This window comes from Acidobacteriota bacterium (assembly GCA_020853395.1).
Classification (GTDB): Bacteria; Acidobacteriota; Vicinamibacteria; order Vicinamibacterales; family SCN-69-37; genus JADYYY01.
The window spans coordinates 308,530-324,603 of the sequence record JADYYY010000005.1; the positions used below are offsets into that span (position 1 = coordinate 308,530).

The window sequence follows — 16,074 nt, forward strand, 5'->3', positions numbered from 1 at the left end:
GTTGGGCCGTTTTGATGGCAGGTCAATAAATATTGCGACTACTAATCTAAGCATCATAATCTTGACTTTGACCGCCGGGGGGCGGGACACTGGCAACCAATGGCGGACAGACTCGTCATCTTCGACACCACGCTCAGGGACGGCGAGCAGGCGCCGGGCTTCTCGATGCACCTCGACGAGAAGCTCCGCATGGCGCGCCAGCTCGAGCTGCTGGGCGTGGACATCATCGAGGCGGGCTTCCCGATCTCGTCGGAGGACGACGCCGCGGCAGTGCGTCGGGTGGCGGCCGAGGTCAAGACGCCAGTCGTGGCGGCGCTGGCGCGATGCGCACAGGGCGACGTCGACCGTGCGGGCGAATGCCTGCGTGGAGCCCGGCGCAGCCGCATTCACACGTTCATCGCGACGTCCGACCTGCACTTGGCGGTGAAACTGCGCATCAGCCGCGAGACGTGTCTCGACATGGCCGTCTCGGCAGTGAAGCGCGCGCGCCAGTACACCGACGACGTCGAGTTCTCGGCCGAGGATGCGCTCCGCAGCGATCTCGGTTTTCTCTGCCGCGTCGTCGAGGCGGTGATCGCCGCCGGCGCCACCACCGTCAACCTGCCCGACACCGTCGGCTACTCGGTGCCCGGCGAGATCGGCGAGTTCTTCCGATCGGTGATCGAGCGCGTGCCGAACGCCCATCGGGCCGTGTTCAGCGCGCACTGCCACGACGATCTCGGGCTGGCCGTCGCCAACACGCTCGCGGCGATCAACGCCGGCGTCCGGCAGGTCGAGTGCACGATCAACGGGATCGGCGAGCGCGCGGGCAACGCCTCGCTCGAGGAAATCGTCATGATTGGCCGGGTCCGGCCGGATCTCGTTCCGGTCGAGACCAGCATCGACACCACGCAGCTCTTCCCCACCAGTCAGCTCCTCACGGAAATCACGGGCGAACGCGTTCAGGCCAACAAGGCCGTCGTCGGGCGCAATGCGTTCGCGCACGAGGCCGGGATCCATCAGGACGGCATGCTCAAGGATCGGCGCACGTACGAGATCATGCGGCCGCAGGATGTCGGCGTGCCGGAGAGCACGCTCGTGCTCGGCAAGCACTCCGGACGCCACGCCGTGCAGAAGTGCTGCGAGCGGCTCGGCCTGCAGCTCTCGCGCCGCGATCTCGACGAGGTCTATCGCCGGATGGTCGCGCTGGCCGATCGGCAGAAGCACGTGACCGACGACGAGGTCCTGGCCATCGCGGTGGACGTGACGGGCGGATCGCCCGCCTCGGACCTCCGCCCACCACAGTCGGAGTACAAGATCCGCGCATGAACGCATCGATCGTTTTGCTCCCAGGAGATGGGATCGGTCCGGACGTCGTCGAATCGGCGGTCAGAGTTCTGACCAAGGTCGGCGAGACCTTCCACCATCAGTGGACGTTCACCAGGAAGACGATCGGCGGGGCGGCGCTCAAGGCCGGCCTGCCGCCCTTGCCCGACGACACGCTGGCGGCTGCCAAGGCGGCGGACGCGATACTGCTCGGCGCGGTGGGCGATCCGTCGTTCGACCATCGGCCTCCGGCGGAGCGCCCGGAAGCGGCGCTGTTGAGGATCCGCCGCGAGCTCGGCGTGTTCGCGAACCTGCGTCCCGCGCGCGTGTGGCCGGGCCTCGGCGACGCCGGGCCGCTCAAGCCGGACGTGCTCGCCGGCACGGACCTGATCGTGGTGCGCGAGCTGCTCGGCGGGCTCTACTACGGCCAGCCGCGCGGCATCGACGCCGACGGCAACGCGGCGGTCAACACGATGCGCTACACGCGCCCGGAGATCGAGCGCGTCGCGCGCGTGGCCTTCCAGCTCGCAGCGAAGCGGAAGAAGCGGCTCGTCTCGGTCGACAAGGCGAACGTCCTCGAAGTGTCGCGGCTCTGGCGCAACGTCGTCACCGACGTGGCGAAGGAGTTTCCTGACGTGACGCTGACGCACGAGCTGGTCGACGCCGCCGCGATGAAGCTCGCGCTCGCACCGTCGCGATTCGACGTGGTCGTGATGGAGAACCTGTTCGGCGACATCCTGTCGGACGAGGCCGGCGCCGTCTGCGGGTCGCTCGGTCTGCTGCCGTCGGCGAGCTTGGGCGACGGCCCGGGCCTCTTCGAGCCCGTGCACGGATCGGCGCCGGACATCGCCGGCAAGGACATCGCGAACCCGATCGGCACGATCGCATCGGCGGCGATGCTTCTCGCCGACGGCCTCGGCCTCCGGGCGGAAGGCGCGGAGGTCATTCGCGCGATCGAGCAGGCCTTGACCGCCGGCCTCCGCACGGCCGACGTGGCGCCGGCCGGCACGACGCCCGTCGGGACGCGCGCGTTCACGGACGCCGTCGTGAACGCGATCCGCGCCTGACGCCGCTGGCGGCGGCGGTCGCGGGCCGCCTACTCGACGGTGACGCTCTTCGCGAGATTCCGGGGCTGGTCGATGTCGCAGCCTCGGCGCACGGCCACGTGATATGCGAGCAACTGCAGCGGCACGGTGAACAGCACGGGCAGCAGCAGCGGATGGGCGTCAGGGACGGCGAGCACGACGTCGCGGCCAGGCTCGAGCAGCGCCTCGAACGTCCGCGCGCGAGACGCGCTCGTGACCGCGATGATGCGTCCGCCGCGCGCCTTGGCCTCCTGCACGTTGCCCAGCGTCTTCTCGAACACGCGATCGTCTGAGGCCACCACCACGACCGGCATGCCGTCGTCGATCAGCGCGATCGGCCCGTGCTTCATCTCCCCCGCCGGGTAGCCTTCGGCGTGAATATAGGAGATCTCTTTGAGCTTCAGCGCGCCTTCGAGCGCGATCGGGTAGTTGATGCCGCGCGCCAGGTAGAGGAAATCGCGCCGATCCGCCACGGTGTCGGCGAGCGCGGCCACCGCCTCGTCGAGCGCGAGCGTGCGCTCGATGAGCGCCGGCAGGCGTTCGAGCTCCTCGACGAGCGTCCGGCTCGGGTCAGCCGCGAGCGCACCGCGCGCCTGCGCCATGCCGAGCGCGAGCAGCGTCAGCGCGGCGAGCTGGGTCGTGAACGCCTTGGTCGAGGCGACGCCGATCTCGGGGCCGGCGTGCGTGTACACCGTCCCGTCCGCCTCGCGCGTGACCATGCTCCCGACGACGTTGCAGATGGCGACGCTCGCCGCGCCGAGGCGCTTCGCTTCCCGCAACGCGCCGATCGTATCGGCCGTCTCGCCCGACTGGGTGATCGCGATGACGAGCGTGCGGCCGTCCACGAGCGGCCGGCGATAGCGCGCCTCGGATCCGTAGTCGACCTCGACCGGTACGCCGGCAAGCTCTTCGATCAGGAACTTGCCCACGAGCCCCGCGTGCCATGACGTCCCGCATGCGACGATGAGCGCGCGATCCGTGTCGGTGAGGATGCGCGGGGCGATGCCGTCGAGCTGCACGGCGCCCGTGTCGACCGATGCGCGGCCGAGCACCGTCTCGCGCACCGCGCGCGGCTGCTCGTGAATCTCCTTGAGCATGAAATGGGGATATCCGGCCTTCTCTGCCCTGACCGGGTCCCACGTGATGCGCTGCGGCGTCCGCGACCGCGCGTGGCCGTCGAAGTCCGCGAAGCGCACTCCGGCCGGCGTGATCGTCGCCATCTCGTCGTCGTCGAGAAAGATGACGTCGCGCGTGTGGCTGAGTAGCGCCGGGATGTCGGAGGCGACGAAGCACTCCTGCTCGCCGAGCCCGACGACCACTGGCGGACCGCTGCGAACGGCCACGATGACGTCCGGTTCGTCGGCCGCGATCAGCACGAGCGCGAAAAGCCCTCGCAGGCGGCGAAGCGCGCGACGGACCGCGGCCTCGAGTCCGTCCGCGCCGTACTCGCTCTCGACGAGATGCGCGGCCACCTCGGTGTCGGTCTCGCTGACGAACGTGTGTCCCTGCCGCGTCAGTTCGTGCTTCAGCTCGAGGTAGTTCTCGATGATCCCGTTGTGGACGACAGCGATCCTGTGGCGGCAGTCGCGGTGAGGATGGGCGTTTTCCTCGGTCGGCCTGCCGTGGGTCGCCCAGCGCGTGTGCCCGATCCCGAAACGTCCATCGGCCGGGGCTTGCCGCAGTGCGTCTTCCAGCCGCGCGAGCTTGCCCGCGCTGCGGCGGATGTCGATGGCGCCGTCGCGGACGACCGCGATGCCGGCCGAATCGTAGCCACGGTACTCGAGCCGTCTGAGCCCGTCGATGAGCAGGGGCACGAGCGGCCTGGCGCCAACGTACCCGACGATGCCACACATGGTTCAACTCTGCTCAGGCTGACCAGGAGTCCGCCGGGCCTGAGGGGAGGCCCATCCGACCTTGACGACCTGGCGAGCGCGCCCCACGGCGAGCGCGCCGGCCGGCACGCTCTCCGTGATCGACGAGCCGGCCGCGACGTAGGCGCCCCGCCCGATGGTGACCGGCGCGACGAGCTGCGAGTCGCTGCCGATGAACACGCCATCCTCGATCACCGTGTCGTGCTTCCGTTCACCGTCGTAGTTGCAGGTGATGGTGCCGGCGCCGATGTTCACGTCCTGTCCGATCGTCGCGTCGCCCAGATACGTCAGGTGGCCGGCCTTCGAGCGGGCGCCGAACGTGGCGTTCTTCGTTTCGACGAAGCTGCCGATGTGCGCCGCTTCGCCGATCCGCGAGCCGGGGCGAAGGTGCGCGAAGGGACCGACGGTTGCGCCCCGGCCGATCGTCGAGTGGACGATGACGCTGTGGTCGAGCACGACGCCGCCGTCGGCCACCGCCGAATCGCTGATGCGCACGCCGGCATGGATGCGGCAGCCGGCGCCGATCGTCGTCCGTCCGGTCAGCAGGACGTTCGGCCCAATCACCGTGTCGGATCCGACCTCGACGTCGTCGTCGATGTGAGCGGAGGACGGATCTTCGAGGGTCACGCCCGCGAGCATGAGCGAACGCCGTTTGCGATCGCGGACGACGACGCCGAGATCGGCCAGCTCGAGTCGCGTGTTGACGCCGCGCAGCTCGCCCGCATCGTCGATCGTCAGCGTCTCGAGCGGGAGCCGGCGCTGGTGGTACATGGCGACGAGGTCGGTGAGGTAGTACTCGCCCTGCGCGTTGTCGGCCCCGATGCTGTGAAGCGCCGGAAAGAGCGGGTTGAGATCGAACGCGTAGATGCCGCTGTTGATTTCACGGATGGACCGTTGATCGCCCGAGGCATCGCGCTCCTCGACGATTCGGGTCAGCCGGCCTTGCGCGTCGCGCACGATTCGCCCGTAGCCGAAGGGATCCGGGAGGTTCGCGGTGAGAACCGTGGCCGCCGCCCCGCGAGACCGGTGGTGCTCGAGCAGCCGCTGCAGCGTGGACGCCTGCAGCAGCGGGACATCGCCGTAGAGCACGAGGAGCGTGCCGCGCCTTCCCTGGAGGACCGGCTCGGCCTGGAGCACGGCGTGTCCGGTGCCGAGTTGGGGCGACTGCATGACGAACGTCAGGCGCTCATGGCGGCCTGCGAGCGCCTCGCGCATTTCGTCCGCCCCCTGGCCGATGACGACGATCGTCTCGACCGGGGAGAGGGCGGCGGCGGTGCGGAGCACGTGCTCGATGATCGGGCGGCCGGCCAACGGGTGCAGAACCTTGGGGAGCGACGACTTCATCCGCGTGCCTTTACCGGCCGCGAGAACCACGATGTAGAGATCGGTCATGGGAAACGGCCGGCGTGAGCGGCCCTGGCGATTATCGCCGATGCGTGACTGCGGCTGCAGGCTCAGCGGGCCCGGCGGGGCTTTCGGCTCCCCGCGATGCCCGTGGGGACCTCGATGAGCTGCTGAAAGGCGTCGAGCGATCGCAGCGCTTCGAAGTCGGCGTCGTGCCGGGCCTGCGCCCGGACGTCGGGCCTCGCGTCGATCGCCTGGGCGAGCATGTGCAGGGCAGCGTTCGTGGCGCCGCGGCGGGCTTCGATGGCGGCCATCAGGTACAGCGCCAGGTCCTGATCGGGGTTCTCGCCGAGCACGCCCTTTGCCAGCCGTTCCGCCAGGTCGTCGTCCCCATTGTTGAGGGCGGCGGTCGCCGCCGTCAGCCGCTCCTCGATCGTCTGAGGGCTGGCGGGTCGCCGGCGCAGCTCGCGTTCGCAGAGCGAGAGATAGACCTCCGTGCGGTCCCGAAGGCCGCTGTCGCCAGCGAACGACTGCAGGATGAGCTTGAACTGCTCTGCCGCGTCTGCGAACGCGTGGCGCTGCATGGCCTGCACTCCGCGTTCGAAGGCGGACACCGCCTCCGCCGGCGGACCGTTCGGCTCCGGCCTGGCAGGCAGTGGCGCGGGCGCAGGCGCCGGCCGCACCGCGGCAGGCCGCGCAGCGTGCAGCCGCTGCCCGCTGGGCCGGGAGACAGCCGCACGTCCCTGCGAGCCACGTTTGGTCCGCGAGCGCTTTGCCATAGGAGCAGGGGAGGTTGACGCGAACTTAGCAAAAACGGCGAAGAACGGTCAAGACGACGGGCTGTTCTGTCGTTTGGCCAAGATGGTCCGTCGCCGGACCACGTTCGCAACCCTCGACGGACGCTCATCGAGCGTCAATGCCGCTATGCGGACCGCTTCGTCTAGATCGAACGGCCTTCCTGCGGTCAATCGACCAACGAAATCCACAATCTCGGCCGTACGGTCTGCGTCCGATGACTCAGCAGGGCGCGGACCGAGAACAATCACGAACTCACCCTGCGGTCGGATCTCTATTTCAGCCAGTCGATCCGTCGTTGTCAGCGTACAGGCCTCGTTCAACTTGGTCATTTCACGAAACACTGCTACTGTCCTAGCTGGTTTCAGTTCTGACAACGATCTCAGCGTTTCAGAAACACGATGCGGGGCCTCGAAGATCACCGCGGTTCTCTCTTCCTCCGCAAGATCCAGCGCCAGACTCTGTCTTTTGACCGATTCACGAGACGGGAAGCCGATGACCACGAACTGTGAGGCGGGGAAGCCGGCAGCGGAGAGGCTGGCGGTCACGGCGCTGGCGCCTGGAATCGGACGAACCGCGATCCCATGGCGATGGGCAGCGGCAACGAGGTGCGCTCCGGGATCGGAGATGCCCGGGGTGCCGGCATCGCTGACGAGCGCAACCGACTTGCCCCTGGTGAGCTGCGCCACCAGGCGCGGTGTCTCCCGCCGCTCGTTGTGCTCTCGCAGGCTGACCATCGGCTTGCGCACCTCGTAGTGCGCGAGGAGCTTCGCCGTGCGGCGTGTGTCCTCCGCTGCGATGAGATCGACTTCCTCGAGGATCCGGAGGGCCCGGAAGGTCAGGTCCTCCAGGTTGCCGATGGGCGTCCCGACCACGTAAAGGGTTCCCGTCATGGGGCGATCGGATTATCTATAATTCGGAGAAAGCCTCGGGAGCTTCGACCACACATGCCCCTGTACGAGTACCAGTGCCAGTCGTGCGCTCACCGCTTCGAGCGTATCCAGAAGTTCTCGGATCCGCCGGTCGCCGAGTGTCCGAACTGCGGCGGTCCCGTCGAGAAGCTGATTTCCTCTCCGGCCATCCAGTTCAAGGGATCCGGCTTCTACATCACCGACTACGCCAAGAGCGGATCGAAGCCGGATGCGGCGGGAGCCGCGAAGCCAGGGGCCGCGGCCGCTTCAGGCGATGGTGGATCGCCGAAAGGCGGCGATTCCGCGGCGGGCGGCGGGACCAAGGCCGACAGCGGGGCGAGCGCGAAGCCTGCCGCGGCCGCCGCCGGGGGCACGAAGGCCGACTGACGTCAGTGGCCGAGTGAGTTCAGGTACTGCCGAAGCGGCTCCGCCAGCTCCGGCCGTTTCAACCCGAAGTAGACGACCGCTTTCAGGAAGCCCAGCTTGTTGCCGGTGTCGTGCCGAACGCCGGTGATCTCGCACGCGTAGAGCGGCCGCTTCGAGAGCAGCCGTCTCATGCCATTCGTCAACTGAATCTCACCTGATTTCACGGAGCCCGACTCCTCGACGAGCGCGTCGAAGATGTCTGGCGTGAGGATGTACCGGCCGATGATCGCGAGGTCCGACGGCGCGTCCTCCGGCGCGGGTTTCTCGACGAGATCCCGGATGCGGTAGATGCCGGGACGGACCTCGTCGGCGGCGATCACGCCGTAGCCCGAGATCTGCGCCTTGGGGACGCGCTCCACGAGGATGACGGGCCCGTCGACCTCCTCGAACACCCGAATCATCTGCGCCAGCGCCGATGGCTGCGCATCGATCACGTCGTCTGCGAGGATCACGGCGAAGGGCTCGTCGCCGACGAGGGGCCGGGCGGTGAGCACCGCGTGTCCGAGGCCGAGCGGCTCGCCTTGGCGGACGTACGACAGGCTGCGGACGAGGTTGGAGATGGACCGGATCTCGGCCGCCAGCTCGCGCTTCTGCCGCGACTCCAGGAAGCTCTCGAGCTCGATCGACACGTCGAAGTGATCCTCGATCGCGTTCTTGCCGCGTCCGGTGACGATGATGATGTCGGTGACGCCGGCGCTCGTCGCCTCCTCGACGCCGTACTGGATGATCGGCTTGTCCACGAGCGGCAGCATTTCCTTCGGCTGGGCCTTCGTGGCGGGAAGGAACCGGGTGCCGAGTCCGGCAGCAGGAAACACCGCCTTGCGTACGCTCTTCTTCACGTGTGACCTCTCGGAAACTCTATCCCAGCGCGAGGCGTGTGGTCAGGGCGCGGGGAGGTGGCCCGAGGCTGGGGGTGGCGGCGTGTCGCGCCGGGAAGAGTGGGCGTCGCCGGCCTGCGCGCGGGCGCGAGCCGGCCCTTCGGCTACGAGCCGTTCGATTTCGTGGAGCTCGGCGGGCTTGGTGACGTGAGCGTCGAAACCGGCGTCCCTCGCGCGCACGCGATCGTGATCGCTGCCCCAGCCGGTGAGGGCGACGAGGAACATGGTGGCGCCGGTGCGCGACCGTCGCAGCGCGGCGGCGACCTCGAAGCCGTCCATGCCGGGCAGGCCGATGTCGAGGAGAACGACGTCGGGAGGCGACTGCTCGGCGAGCCGCAAGGCGTCCGCCCCGTTCCTGGCCGTCCACACGGTGTGCCCTCGCAGCTCGAGAAGCGACTGCAGCATCGACGCGGCGTCCTCGTTGTCGTCGACGACGAGCACACGGCGGTTGGCCGACACCGGCAGCGGAGGCGGCGCGCCTCGCTCGGGCGGCGGGGCGGTCGCGCGCGGCAGTTCCACGACGAACTCGCTGCCGTGCCCTTCGCCCTCGCTGCGCGCTTCGATCGACCCGCCGTGGAGGTCGATGATCGACTTCACGAGGGCGAGGCCGATGCCGAGGCCCTCCTTCGCGTGGTCGTTCTGCGCGAACATGTCGAAGATCCGCCCCAGATCCTGGCGGCGGATGCCCGCGCCCGTGTCGGCCACGGAGAGCAGCGCGCGCTCGCCGCGCTCGGACAGCGTGACCGTCACCGCGCCGCCGTCCGGGGTATAGCGAATCGCGTTGGACATCACGTTCGTGACGGCCTGGAGCAGGCGATCCGGGTCGGCGCTCACCCACGCGGGAGCGTCGGGGAGATGGGCCGTGATGCGGTGCGTGCCGGGCGCACCGGACAAGCGTGCGGCATCGATCGCCTCCTGCACGACGGTCCGCAGATCGACGACGTCGCGTCGCAGCGCGATCTTGTTGCGCTCGATGCGCGCCGCGTCGAGCAGGTCGTCCACGAGCCGCACGAGATGGGGCAACTGCCGTTCGACGACGCGCCGCGCGATCGCCGCGTCCGCCTGCGGCATCTGGAGCAGATCGAGCGCGTAGCGGATCGCCGCGAGCGGGTTGCGCAGCTCGTGCGACAGCGTCGCGAGGAACTGGCTCTTGTTGCGGTTCAGGTCGTCCAGCGCGGCGAGCGCCGTCGTGAGCTGCTCGCGCGCGCGCAGCGTCTCGATGAGGCGGCCGCACTGCGCAGCGAGCCACCGGATGAACCGGAACTGCTCCTCGGACCACTCGTAGGGATGCTCGGCGTACACGGCAATGGCGCCGTACGGCGCATCGTCGACGGCGATCGGCGCGGCGAGCACGGCGGCGAACGGCGGGCGATCGGCGGCGCGCCCGAGCAGCGGCAGATCGGGGCGGAGGCTGGCGTCGGCGAGCGCCGCGGGGCGCCCGTGCTCGATCGCCAGCGCCACGAAGCGATCCGGAATGCGATCGGCCGCCGCGGCCACGTCGGCCGGCGCGCTGGCAACCGCCGACAAGCCGTCCGCACCCATCTTGTAGATCAACACGGCGGCGGCCGCCGGCTCCCAGAGCGGCGCGGCGCGCGAGACCACGAGGCCGAGGGCGTCGCGCTGCGTGCTCGAGACGTTGACCAGGCCGAGCAGCACGTCGAGGATCTCCTCGCGCCTCGACAGGTCGGTGTTGAGGTGCTGGATCTCCTCCGCCTGGATCTGCACCTCCTCGTTGCGTTGCGTGAGCTGCTCGATCTGCGCGGCGATTTCCTCGCCCTGCCGGCCCAGCTCGTCCGCCTGATCTCTCAATCGGTCGTTCAGCTCGGCCAGCTCGTCGCGCTGCGCCCGGACATCCGTGAGCGCCGCGCGAAGCCGGCGCCTCGACCTGATGATCGTGTCCACCACTCCCGCGCCGACGCAGATGTTCACGAACGTGGCGGCGTGGACCAGCGGCGTCACCGTGCCGGCCGGCACGAGCCACGTCGCCTGGACGGCGTTCAGGACCGCGAATCCGGCGGCCATGGTCCACAACATGCGCCGATCCTGCGTCCAGACGCAGACGAGCATCGGCAGCACGTACGTCAGCGGCAGCACGATGTCGGAGAAGACGACGACGCGCAGCAGCCCCCACGCGAACATCAGGGCCAGGCCGAGCAGCATCGAGGCCCCAGGCCGGAGCGGTGGCAGCGGCGCAACCGACCGCGCTCGTTCGATCATCGCGGGACCGTCCGGTAGATGCAGCGTGCGACGAGGCGGGCGCCGGCGAGGCGCTCGGCGCGGCCGACGACGAGATAGCCGCCCGGCACGCACTCACGTTCGAGCCGGCCGAAGACGGCGTCCGCGCAATCCTGCTGCAGGTACATCGTCAGGTTCCGGCAGAGAATCAGGTGCCAGGGGCCGGGCTCGACGTCGCGGGTCAGATCGGCGACGCGCCAGCGGCAGCGATCCCGGAGCGCGGCGGCCACGCGCACGCGATGGCCCGCGACAGGTTCGGCGTATCGCGCCGCGAGATCGCGCGGGGCCGACTCGAACGTCCGCGCGTCGAAGACGCCGCCGAGAGCGTCGGCGACCGCGGTCGAGCGGCAGTCGGTCCCGACGAATTCGCATCGATTGAGTACGCCGGCGCCGGCGGCGAGCATCGCGACGCTGTACAGCTCGGCGCCGTTCGAACAGCCGGCGCTCCAGACGCGGATTGGGTCCGCGCCCGAGGTGAGCAGAGCGGGCAGGACGTGTCCGGCGAGCCGATCGAAGACGTCGGCGTCGCGGAAGAACTGCGTGACGCCGAGCAGCAAGGCGTCGGTCGCGACCCGCCGCAGCTCAGGGGCGGTGGCGAGCAGGTGCGCGGCGCGGTCGATCGAGCGCGCCCGGAGCGCGCTCAGGCAGGCTCCGACGCGCCGTTCGAGTGGTCCCGGCCGATACAGCTCGGCGTCGAGGCCCGCGAGACCGAGGACGTGATCCGCGAACGCGTCGCGCCGGTCGGCGCGTTGCGGGAGCCCGGACAATCGAGGGCCGGCGGTCGGCCATCGCGTCGCCGCCCGGGCCGCGGGCACGCCAGCGAATCGAACGTGGCGAAGGTTGGCGGCCGGAACGGCCTCACCAGCCGGTGATTCGGACACGCGGTTGCCTCCGTGGCTCAGCTTCGTCGACAGAGAACGCGACGGTCGTGCGCGGAACAGCGCTGGAGACGCCGGGCAGAGTATCGCAACGCCCTATCGGGAGACAACGGTCGTCGCGAGCCGCTCGGCCGAGGCGCTCGCGCCGGCGGCTCGAGCGCGAACGCGGAGCGCGCGCATCGCCGGGTGCGCCTGCAGGTAGACCTGCCCGGCCAGGGACGCAACGCGGTGGCGCCGCAGATGGCGGCGGAGAAGGGTGAGCGGTGCGGCACGCGGCACCTCGCCGGCGGAAAAGCGGGTGATGGCATCGGCGATCTCCGCGCGCGCGTCGTCGTCCAGCACGTCGTGGAGACAGCCAGCCGCGAGGCGGAGCACGTTCGTGTGGCGTTTCGTCGTCGGGATGGCGGAGAGCGCGTGCATGAAGCCGGCCGAGTACGAGGCTCGAAGCTCCGAGCGAGACGACGCGCGAGCGCGGGAGACGAGCCGGCCGAGCGCCGCGTACGACGCCGGCGCGTGCGCGAGCAACGTCAGCCGGTGCACCGCGTGGAACCGCGCGAGCGCGGCCGTCGTCCATCGGGTCGCGAAGAATGCGGCGAGGCGCCGGTAGGCCAGCACGCGTTCGACGAAGTGCTCGCGCAGTTCAGGGTCGCGGAGCCGGCACTCGTCCTCCACCGGCAGCAGCGGGAACCTCGCGATCAGGGCGACGGCGAAGAGCCCGGTGCCGTCTTCGGCGGGTGTCCCGCCGGCGTCGAAGACTTTCACGTGCGTCACGCCGCAGCTCGGCGAGTCCTTCTTCAAGACGAAGCCACAGAGATTCAGACCGGCCAGCGCGTCGAGCTTTCGCGCGGCGTACTCGCGCATGGCGGGCGAGTGGTCGTAGCCAGTGCGCGTCGTGATCATCCGCACCTCGTCGTCCGCGCGGACGAGGCGGATGGTCTCACGCGGCGTGGGCAGGCCCGACTCGACCTCGGGGCAGACGGAGATCCACTCGACGACGGTGCCGAGCGCGTCGGCGAGGAAGGCGTCGCGTTTGTGGCCTCCGTCGAACCGGACGCGTTGGCCGACCAGGCACGCCGAGATGCCGAGGCGCAGGCGCGGTGCGGGCATCACCTCCGATTATGCCCGGGCGCGTGCCCTGCGCAGGCAGCGCGCGCCGCGGTATAGCATGTGAGCCATGTTGGATCCCGTGTACGTGCGAGAGCGTGCGAACGAGGTCGAGGCGCGGCTGCGGTCTCGCGGCCCCGATCCGGCGCGCGAGCTGGCGGAGCTGGCCGCGCTCGAGGCCGAGCGCCGGCGGCTGATTCCGCTCGTCGAAAACCTCAAGCGCGAGCAGAACAGCGCGGGCGAGGCCGTCGCGCGCGCCAAGAAGGAGGGCCGCGACGCCTCGGAGATCCTCGCCGGGAACAAGGCGCGCGCGGCGGAGATCCGCGAGCACGAGGCGGCGCTGACCGACGTCGAGGCGCGGCGGGATGCGTTGCTGCTCGTGCTGCCGAACCTGCCTCACGAGTCCGTGCCGGTGGGCGCCTCGTCGGCCGACAACGTCGAGGTCAAGCGATGGGGCACGCCGCGGGCGTTCGGATTCGAGCCGAAGCCGCACTGGGACGTCGGCGTCGGCCTCGGGATCCTCGACTTCGAGCGCGCGACGCGGATGTCGGGCGCGCGCTTCTCCGTGCTGCTCGGCGCGGGCGCGCGGCTCGAGCGGGCGCTCATCAACTTCATGATCGAGCTGCACACGCGCGAGCACGGCTACCGGGAGGCCGAGCCGCCGTTCCTCGTCAACCGCGCGGCGCTGACCGGCACGGGGAACCTGCCGAAGTTCGAGCCGGATCTCTTCAAGATCGCCGGCGAGTGGGATCTCTTCCTGATCCCGACGGCCGAAGTGCCGCTGACGAACCTCCACCGCGAGGAGATCCTCGACGGCCGCGCGCTGCCGCTGAAGTACACGGCGTACACGCCGTGCTTCCGCAGCGAAGCCGGGTCGTACGGCGCCGACGTGCGCGGCCTGATCCGGCAGCACCAGTTCGACAAGGTCGAGCTCGTGAAGATCACGACGGCCGAGCAGTCGCACGACGAGCTCGAGGCGCTCACGCGCAACGCCGAAACCGTGCTCGAGCGCCTGGAGCTGCCGTACCGGCGCGTGCTGCTCTGCACGGGCGACATGGGGTTCGCGTCGGCGAAGACGTACGACCTCGAGGTGTGGCTGCCGAGCCAGGGCACGTACCGTGAGATCTCGTCGTGCAGCAACACCGAAGCGTTCCAGGCGCGCCGCGCCGGCATCCGCTACCGGCCGGACGGCGCCGGCAAGGCCCAGTTCGCGCACACGCTGAACGGATCGGGTCTCGCCGTCGGCCGCACGCTCGTCGCGATCCTCGAGAACTACCAGGACGCGGACGGCTCGGTCGTCGTCCCGCCAGCGCTCCGGCCGTACATGGGAGGGTTGGAGCGGATCGAGGCCGGGATGTAGCGACGACGGTCGATCGGACCGGTGCCCAGGACGCGCGCCGTCGCGGTTCCGCAATCGAAGTTGAGTGAAGTGGACGATCGTGAGGTTCGTTGGACCTGTCGTACCCCGTCGCCCGCTTGGACCCGGCTGCGCGGCGATGTTCCGCAATCGAAGGTGAGGAAAGTGGAGGAGCATCAGGTTCCTTGGACCTGTCGTACCCGTCGCCCGCTTGGATCCCGCTCCGCAGCTATGTTCCGCAATCGAAGTTGAGTAAAGTGGACGAGCGTCAGGTTCCTTGGACCCGTCGTACCGGTCGTACCCGTCGTACCTGTCGGAGGGATGTGTGAGCGGTTGAAACAGGCGGTCTTGAAAACCGCTGTACCCGAAAGGGTACCGGGGGTTCGAATCCCTCTCCCTCCGCCACGAGCTGGACATGAAGCCGCGGTTCATTTCCGCATTCGTTCTGTCGACCACCTGCGGGGCGTCCGTGATCACCACCGCGACCGCGGTCGAGGCCGGTCCGGTTGACGGGGGCCGGCAAGCTTTCGCCGAGCCGACCTTCACCATCTCGCTAGACCGACGGCCGTGAATGCCTCTTCGAAAGACCGGATCCGTCGCCACGCCAGACCGACTTGCCAACGAGAAACAGAGCGATCGACGCAACACACGCAAGCCACACCGTGTTGTCGATGACGGTGACGCCACGGTCGAGATATCCCGTCCATCCGTAGAAGCCCAGGAGGTTCGCGTTGGCAGCGGCAGCGACCACGACGAACTGAGGCCACCATCGTTCCGACTCGATCGCCAAGCTCAATGTCATCACCAACGGCACGAACAAGTGGTTTTCATGAACGCCGGCGGAACAGAAGAAATAGACGAGAAAGCCCAGCAGGCCGAAGCGCAGGAAACCCTCGTTGCTGCCGTCTCCAGACTTCCAGTACGCGCGCAGCACGTATCCGTAGCCAACGAGACTCACGAGCGACAGAACGCGCAGCGTGGGACGGGATGCCGAGACAATCTCCACGATCTCTGTCGCCCGCCCCGACCACGCCTGCAAGATCCACGTGAGGATCCACTGCGGGTTGGCGGCGAAGCTGCTGAGGGTGTTGTGGCGGCTGGCAGTGATGAACGACCGCCATACCGGCTCAACCCCGTAGACAGCGAGACCAGCAACGACGCCGCCAGCAGCGGCACCCAACAGGATCCAGTCACCTCGCGGCACCTTCGTGCGGATATTCCGCAGAGAGAAGACGAGCGCGAACGGAAGAAGAACGACTGGCTGGTACTTGAAATATGACGCGCAGATGAGCAGCGCGAGACACGCGCACCATCGTCCGCGCCTCGCCACGTACGCCGCGGCCAAGAGGAACGGCGCCATCAGCACATCCAGGTACATCAGCGCCACCGCGTTCAGCGACATGGAGACGACTGTCGCCACCACTAAGAGGACGCTCCGCGCGACGAGGAACACGACGCACGCGGTTGCGGCCAGACACAGCGTCAAGGTGATCTTGAGGCCGAGCGCGTACGGTATGGACAGCGTCTCACTGAGATAGCGGACGCCGAGTAACACGAGTGACGATCCCGGCGGGTAGTCGGCCCGTAGGGCTGCGAATCCGCTGACAGGGCCGGATGTCCTCAGGATTTGCGCCCACTTGAACCAGATGTCCACATCGCTCGTGCCGGGCGTGCCCATGAACAGGACAAGGGGCCCGACGACCGCAACGAGAGCGAGCGCACCTGCCTCGAGACGGTTACGCAACAGGTCTCCTCACCGCTAGACTACTTTCCGGTGAAGAAATCCCGATCCATGTAGTTGATTCTGCAGGATCCGGCCGGCCGTCTGGTGTCCAAACGTCGCGTGTCGGGCTGGCGAGATCGGATCGGCCGTACTACACTGCGC

General features: G+C 68.9%; 13 protein-coding genes and 1 tRNA gene. 5 read left to right on the top strand and 9 right to left on the bottom strand.

Annotated features, from left to right (window positions below; translation table 11 throughout):
* Positions 1 to 99 precede the first annotated feature (99 nt).
* Both IT184_05565 and leuB read left to right on the top strand, forming a co-directional pair.
* Complete coding sequence (locus IT184_05565; GenBank protein MCC7008265.1) at positions 100 to 1,308, top strand: 2-isopropylmalate synthase; 1,209 nt, start codon at positions 100 to 102, stop codon at positions 1,306 to 1,308.
* Positions 1,305 to 2,372: a 3-isopropylmalate dehydrogenase gene (leuB, locus tag IT184_05570; protein MCC7008266.1), complete on the top strand. Its 1,068-nt coding sequence runs from the start codon at positions 1,305 to 1,307 to the stop codon at positions 2,370 to 2,372. The genes IT184_05565 and leuB overlap by 4 nt, the downstream gene beginning before the upstream one ends.
* Positions 2,373 to 2,401: 29 nt before the next feature.
* Here the strand turns inward: leuB and glmS are convergent, their stop codons facing one another.
* The 4 genes from glmS to rsmI form a co-directional block, all read right to left on the bottom strand.
* Positions 2,402 to 4,243, bottom strand: coding sequence for a glutamine--fructose-6-phosphate transaminase (isomerizing) (gene glmS, locus IT184_05575; GenBank protein MCC7008267.1), 1,842 nt, complete (start codon positions 4,241 to 4,243; stop codon positions 2,402 to 2,404).
* Between the two features lie 3 nt (positions 4,244 to 4,246).
* On the bottom strand, positions 4,247 to 5,653 hold the full coding sequence (gene glmU, locus IT184_05580) for a bifunctional UDP-N-acetylglucosamine diphosphorylase/glucosamine-1-phosphate N-acetyltransferase GlmU (GenBank protein ID MCC7008268.1): 1,407 nt from the start codon (positions 5,651 to 5,653) through the stop codon (positions 4,247 to 4,249).
* A gap of 62 nt (positions 5,654 to 5,715) precedes the next feature.
* Positions 5,716 to 6,189 carry a hypothetical protein gene (locus tag IT184_05585; protein MCC7008269.1) on the bottom strand — a complete coding sequence of 158 codons (474 nt, stop codon included), beginning with the start codon at positions 6,187 to 6,189 and terminating at the stop codon, positions 5,716 to 5,718.
* A gap of 243 nt (positions 6,190 to 6,432) precedes the next feature.
* On the bottom strand, positions 6,433 to 7,293 hold the full coding sequence (gene rsmI, locus IT184_05590; protein ID MCC7008270.1) for a 16S rRNA (cytidine(1402)-2'-O)-methyltransferase: 861 nt from the start codon (positions 7,291 to 7,293) through the stop codon (positions 6,433 to 6,435).
* Between the two features lie 54 nt (positions 7,294 to 7,347).
* Here rsmI and IT184_05595 point away from each other — a divergent pair, with 54 nt between their 5' ends.
* On the top strand, positions 7,348 to 7,698 hold the full coding sequence (locus tag IT184_05595; protein ID MCC7008271.1) for a zinc ribbon domain-containing protein: 351 nt from the start codon (positions 7,348 to 7,350) through the stop codon (positions 7,696 to 7,698).
* Positions 7,699 to 7,700: 2 nt separating this feature from the next.
* On the opposite strand, the gene galU is transcribed toward IT184_05595, so the two are convergent.
* The 4 genes from galU to IT184_05615 all read right to left on the bottom strand — a co-directional run bounded on the left by galU (position 7,701) and on the right by IT184_05615 (position 12,835).
* Entirely contained in the window at positions 7,701 to 8,576 is an 876-nt protein-coding gene (galU, locus tag IT184_05600) for a UTP--glucose-1-phosphate uridylyltransferase GalU (protein ID MCC7008272.1), read from the bottom strand.
* A gap of 42 nt (positions 8,577 to 8,618) precedes the next feature.
* Positions 8,619 to 10,832, bottom strand: coding sequence for a response regulator (locus IT184_05605; GenBank protein MCC7008273.1), 2,214 nt, complete (start codon positions 10,830 to 10,832; stop codon positions 8,619 to 8,621).
* Positions 10,829 to 11,617 carry a hypothetical protein gene (locus IT184_05610; GenBank protein ID MCC7008274.1) on the bottom strand — a complete coding sequence of 263 codons (789 nt, stop codon included), beginning with the start codon at positions 11,615 to 11,617 and terminating at the stop codon, positions 10,829 to 10,831. The genes IT184_05605 and IT184_05610 overlap by 4 nt, the downstream gene beginning before the upstream one ends.
* A gap of 207 nt (positions 11,618 to 11,824) precedes the next feature.
* On the bottom strand, positions 11,825 to 12,835 hold the full coding sequence (locus IT184_05615) for a DUF1722 domain-containing protein (GenBank protein ID MCC7008275.1): 1,011 nt from the start codon (positions 12,833 to 12,835) through the stop codon (positions 11,825 to 11,827).
* A gap of 67 nt (positions 12,836 to 12,902) precedes the next feature.
* Between IT184_05615 and serS the strand changes: the two genes are divergently transcribed.
* Together serS and IT184_05625 are read left to right on the top strand one after the other, a co-directional pair.
* Positions 12,903 to 14,192 carry a serine--tRNA ligase gene (gene serS, locus IT184_05620; protein MCC7008276.1) on the top strand — a complete coding sequence of 430 codons (1,290 nt, stop codon included), beginning with the start codon at positions 12,903 to 12,905 and terminating at the stop codon, positions 14,190 to 14,192.
* A 312-nt stretch (positions 14,193 to 14,504) separates the two neighbouring features.
* Positions 14,505 to 14,594, top strand: a tRNA-Ser gene (locus tag IT184_05625).
* Between the two features lie 148 nt (positions 14,595 to 14,742).
* Here IT184_05625 and IT184_05630 read toward each other — a convergent pair.
* Entirely contained in the window at positions 14,743 to 15,933 is a 1,191-nt protein-coding gene (locus IT184_05630; GenBank protein MCC7008277.1) for a hypothetical protein, read from the bottom strand.
* Positions 15,934 to 16,074: the final 141 nt, after the last annotated feature.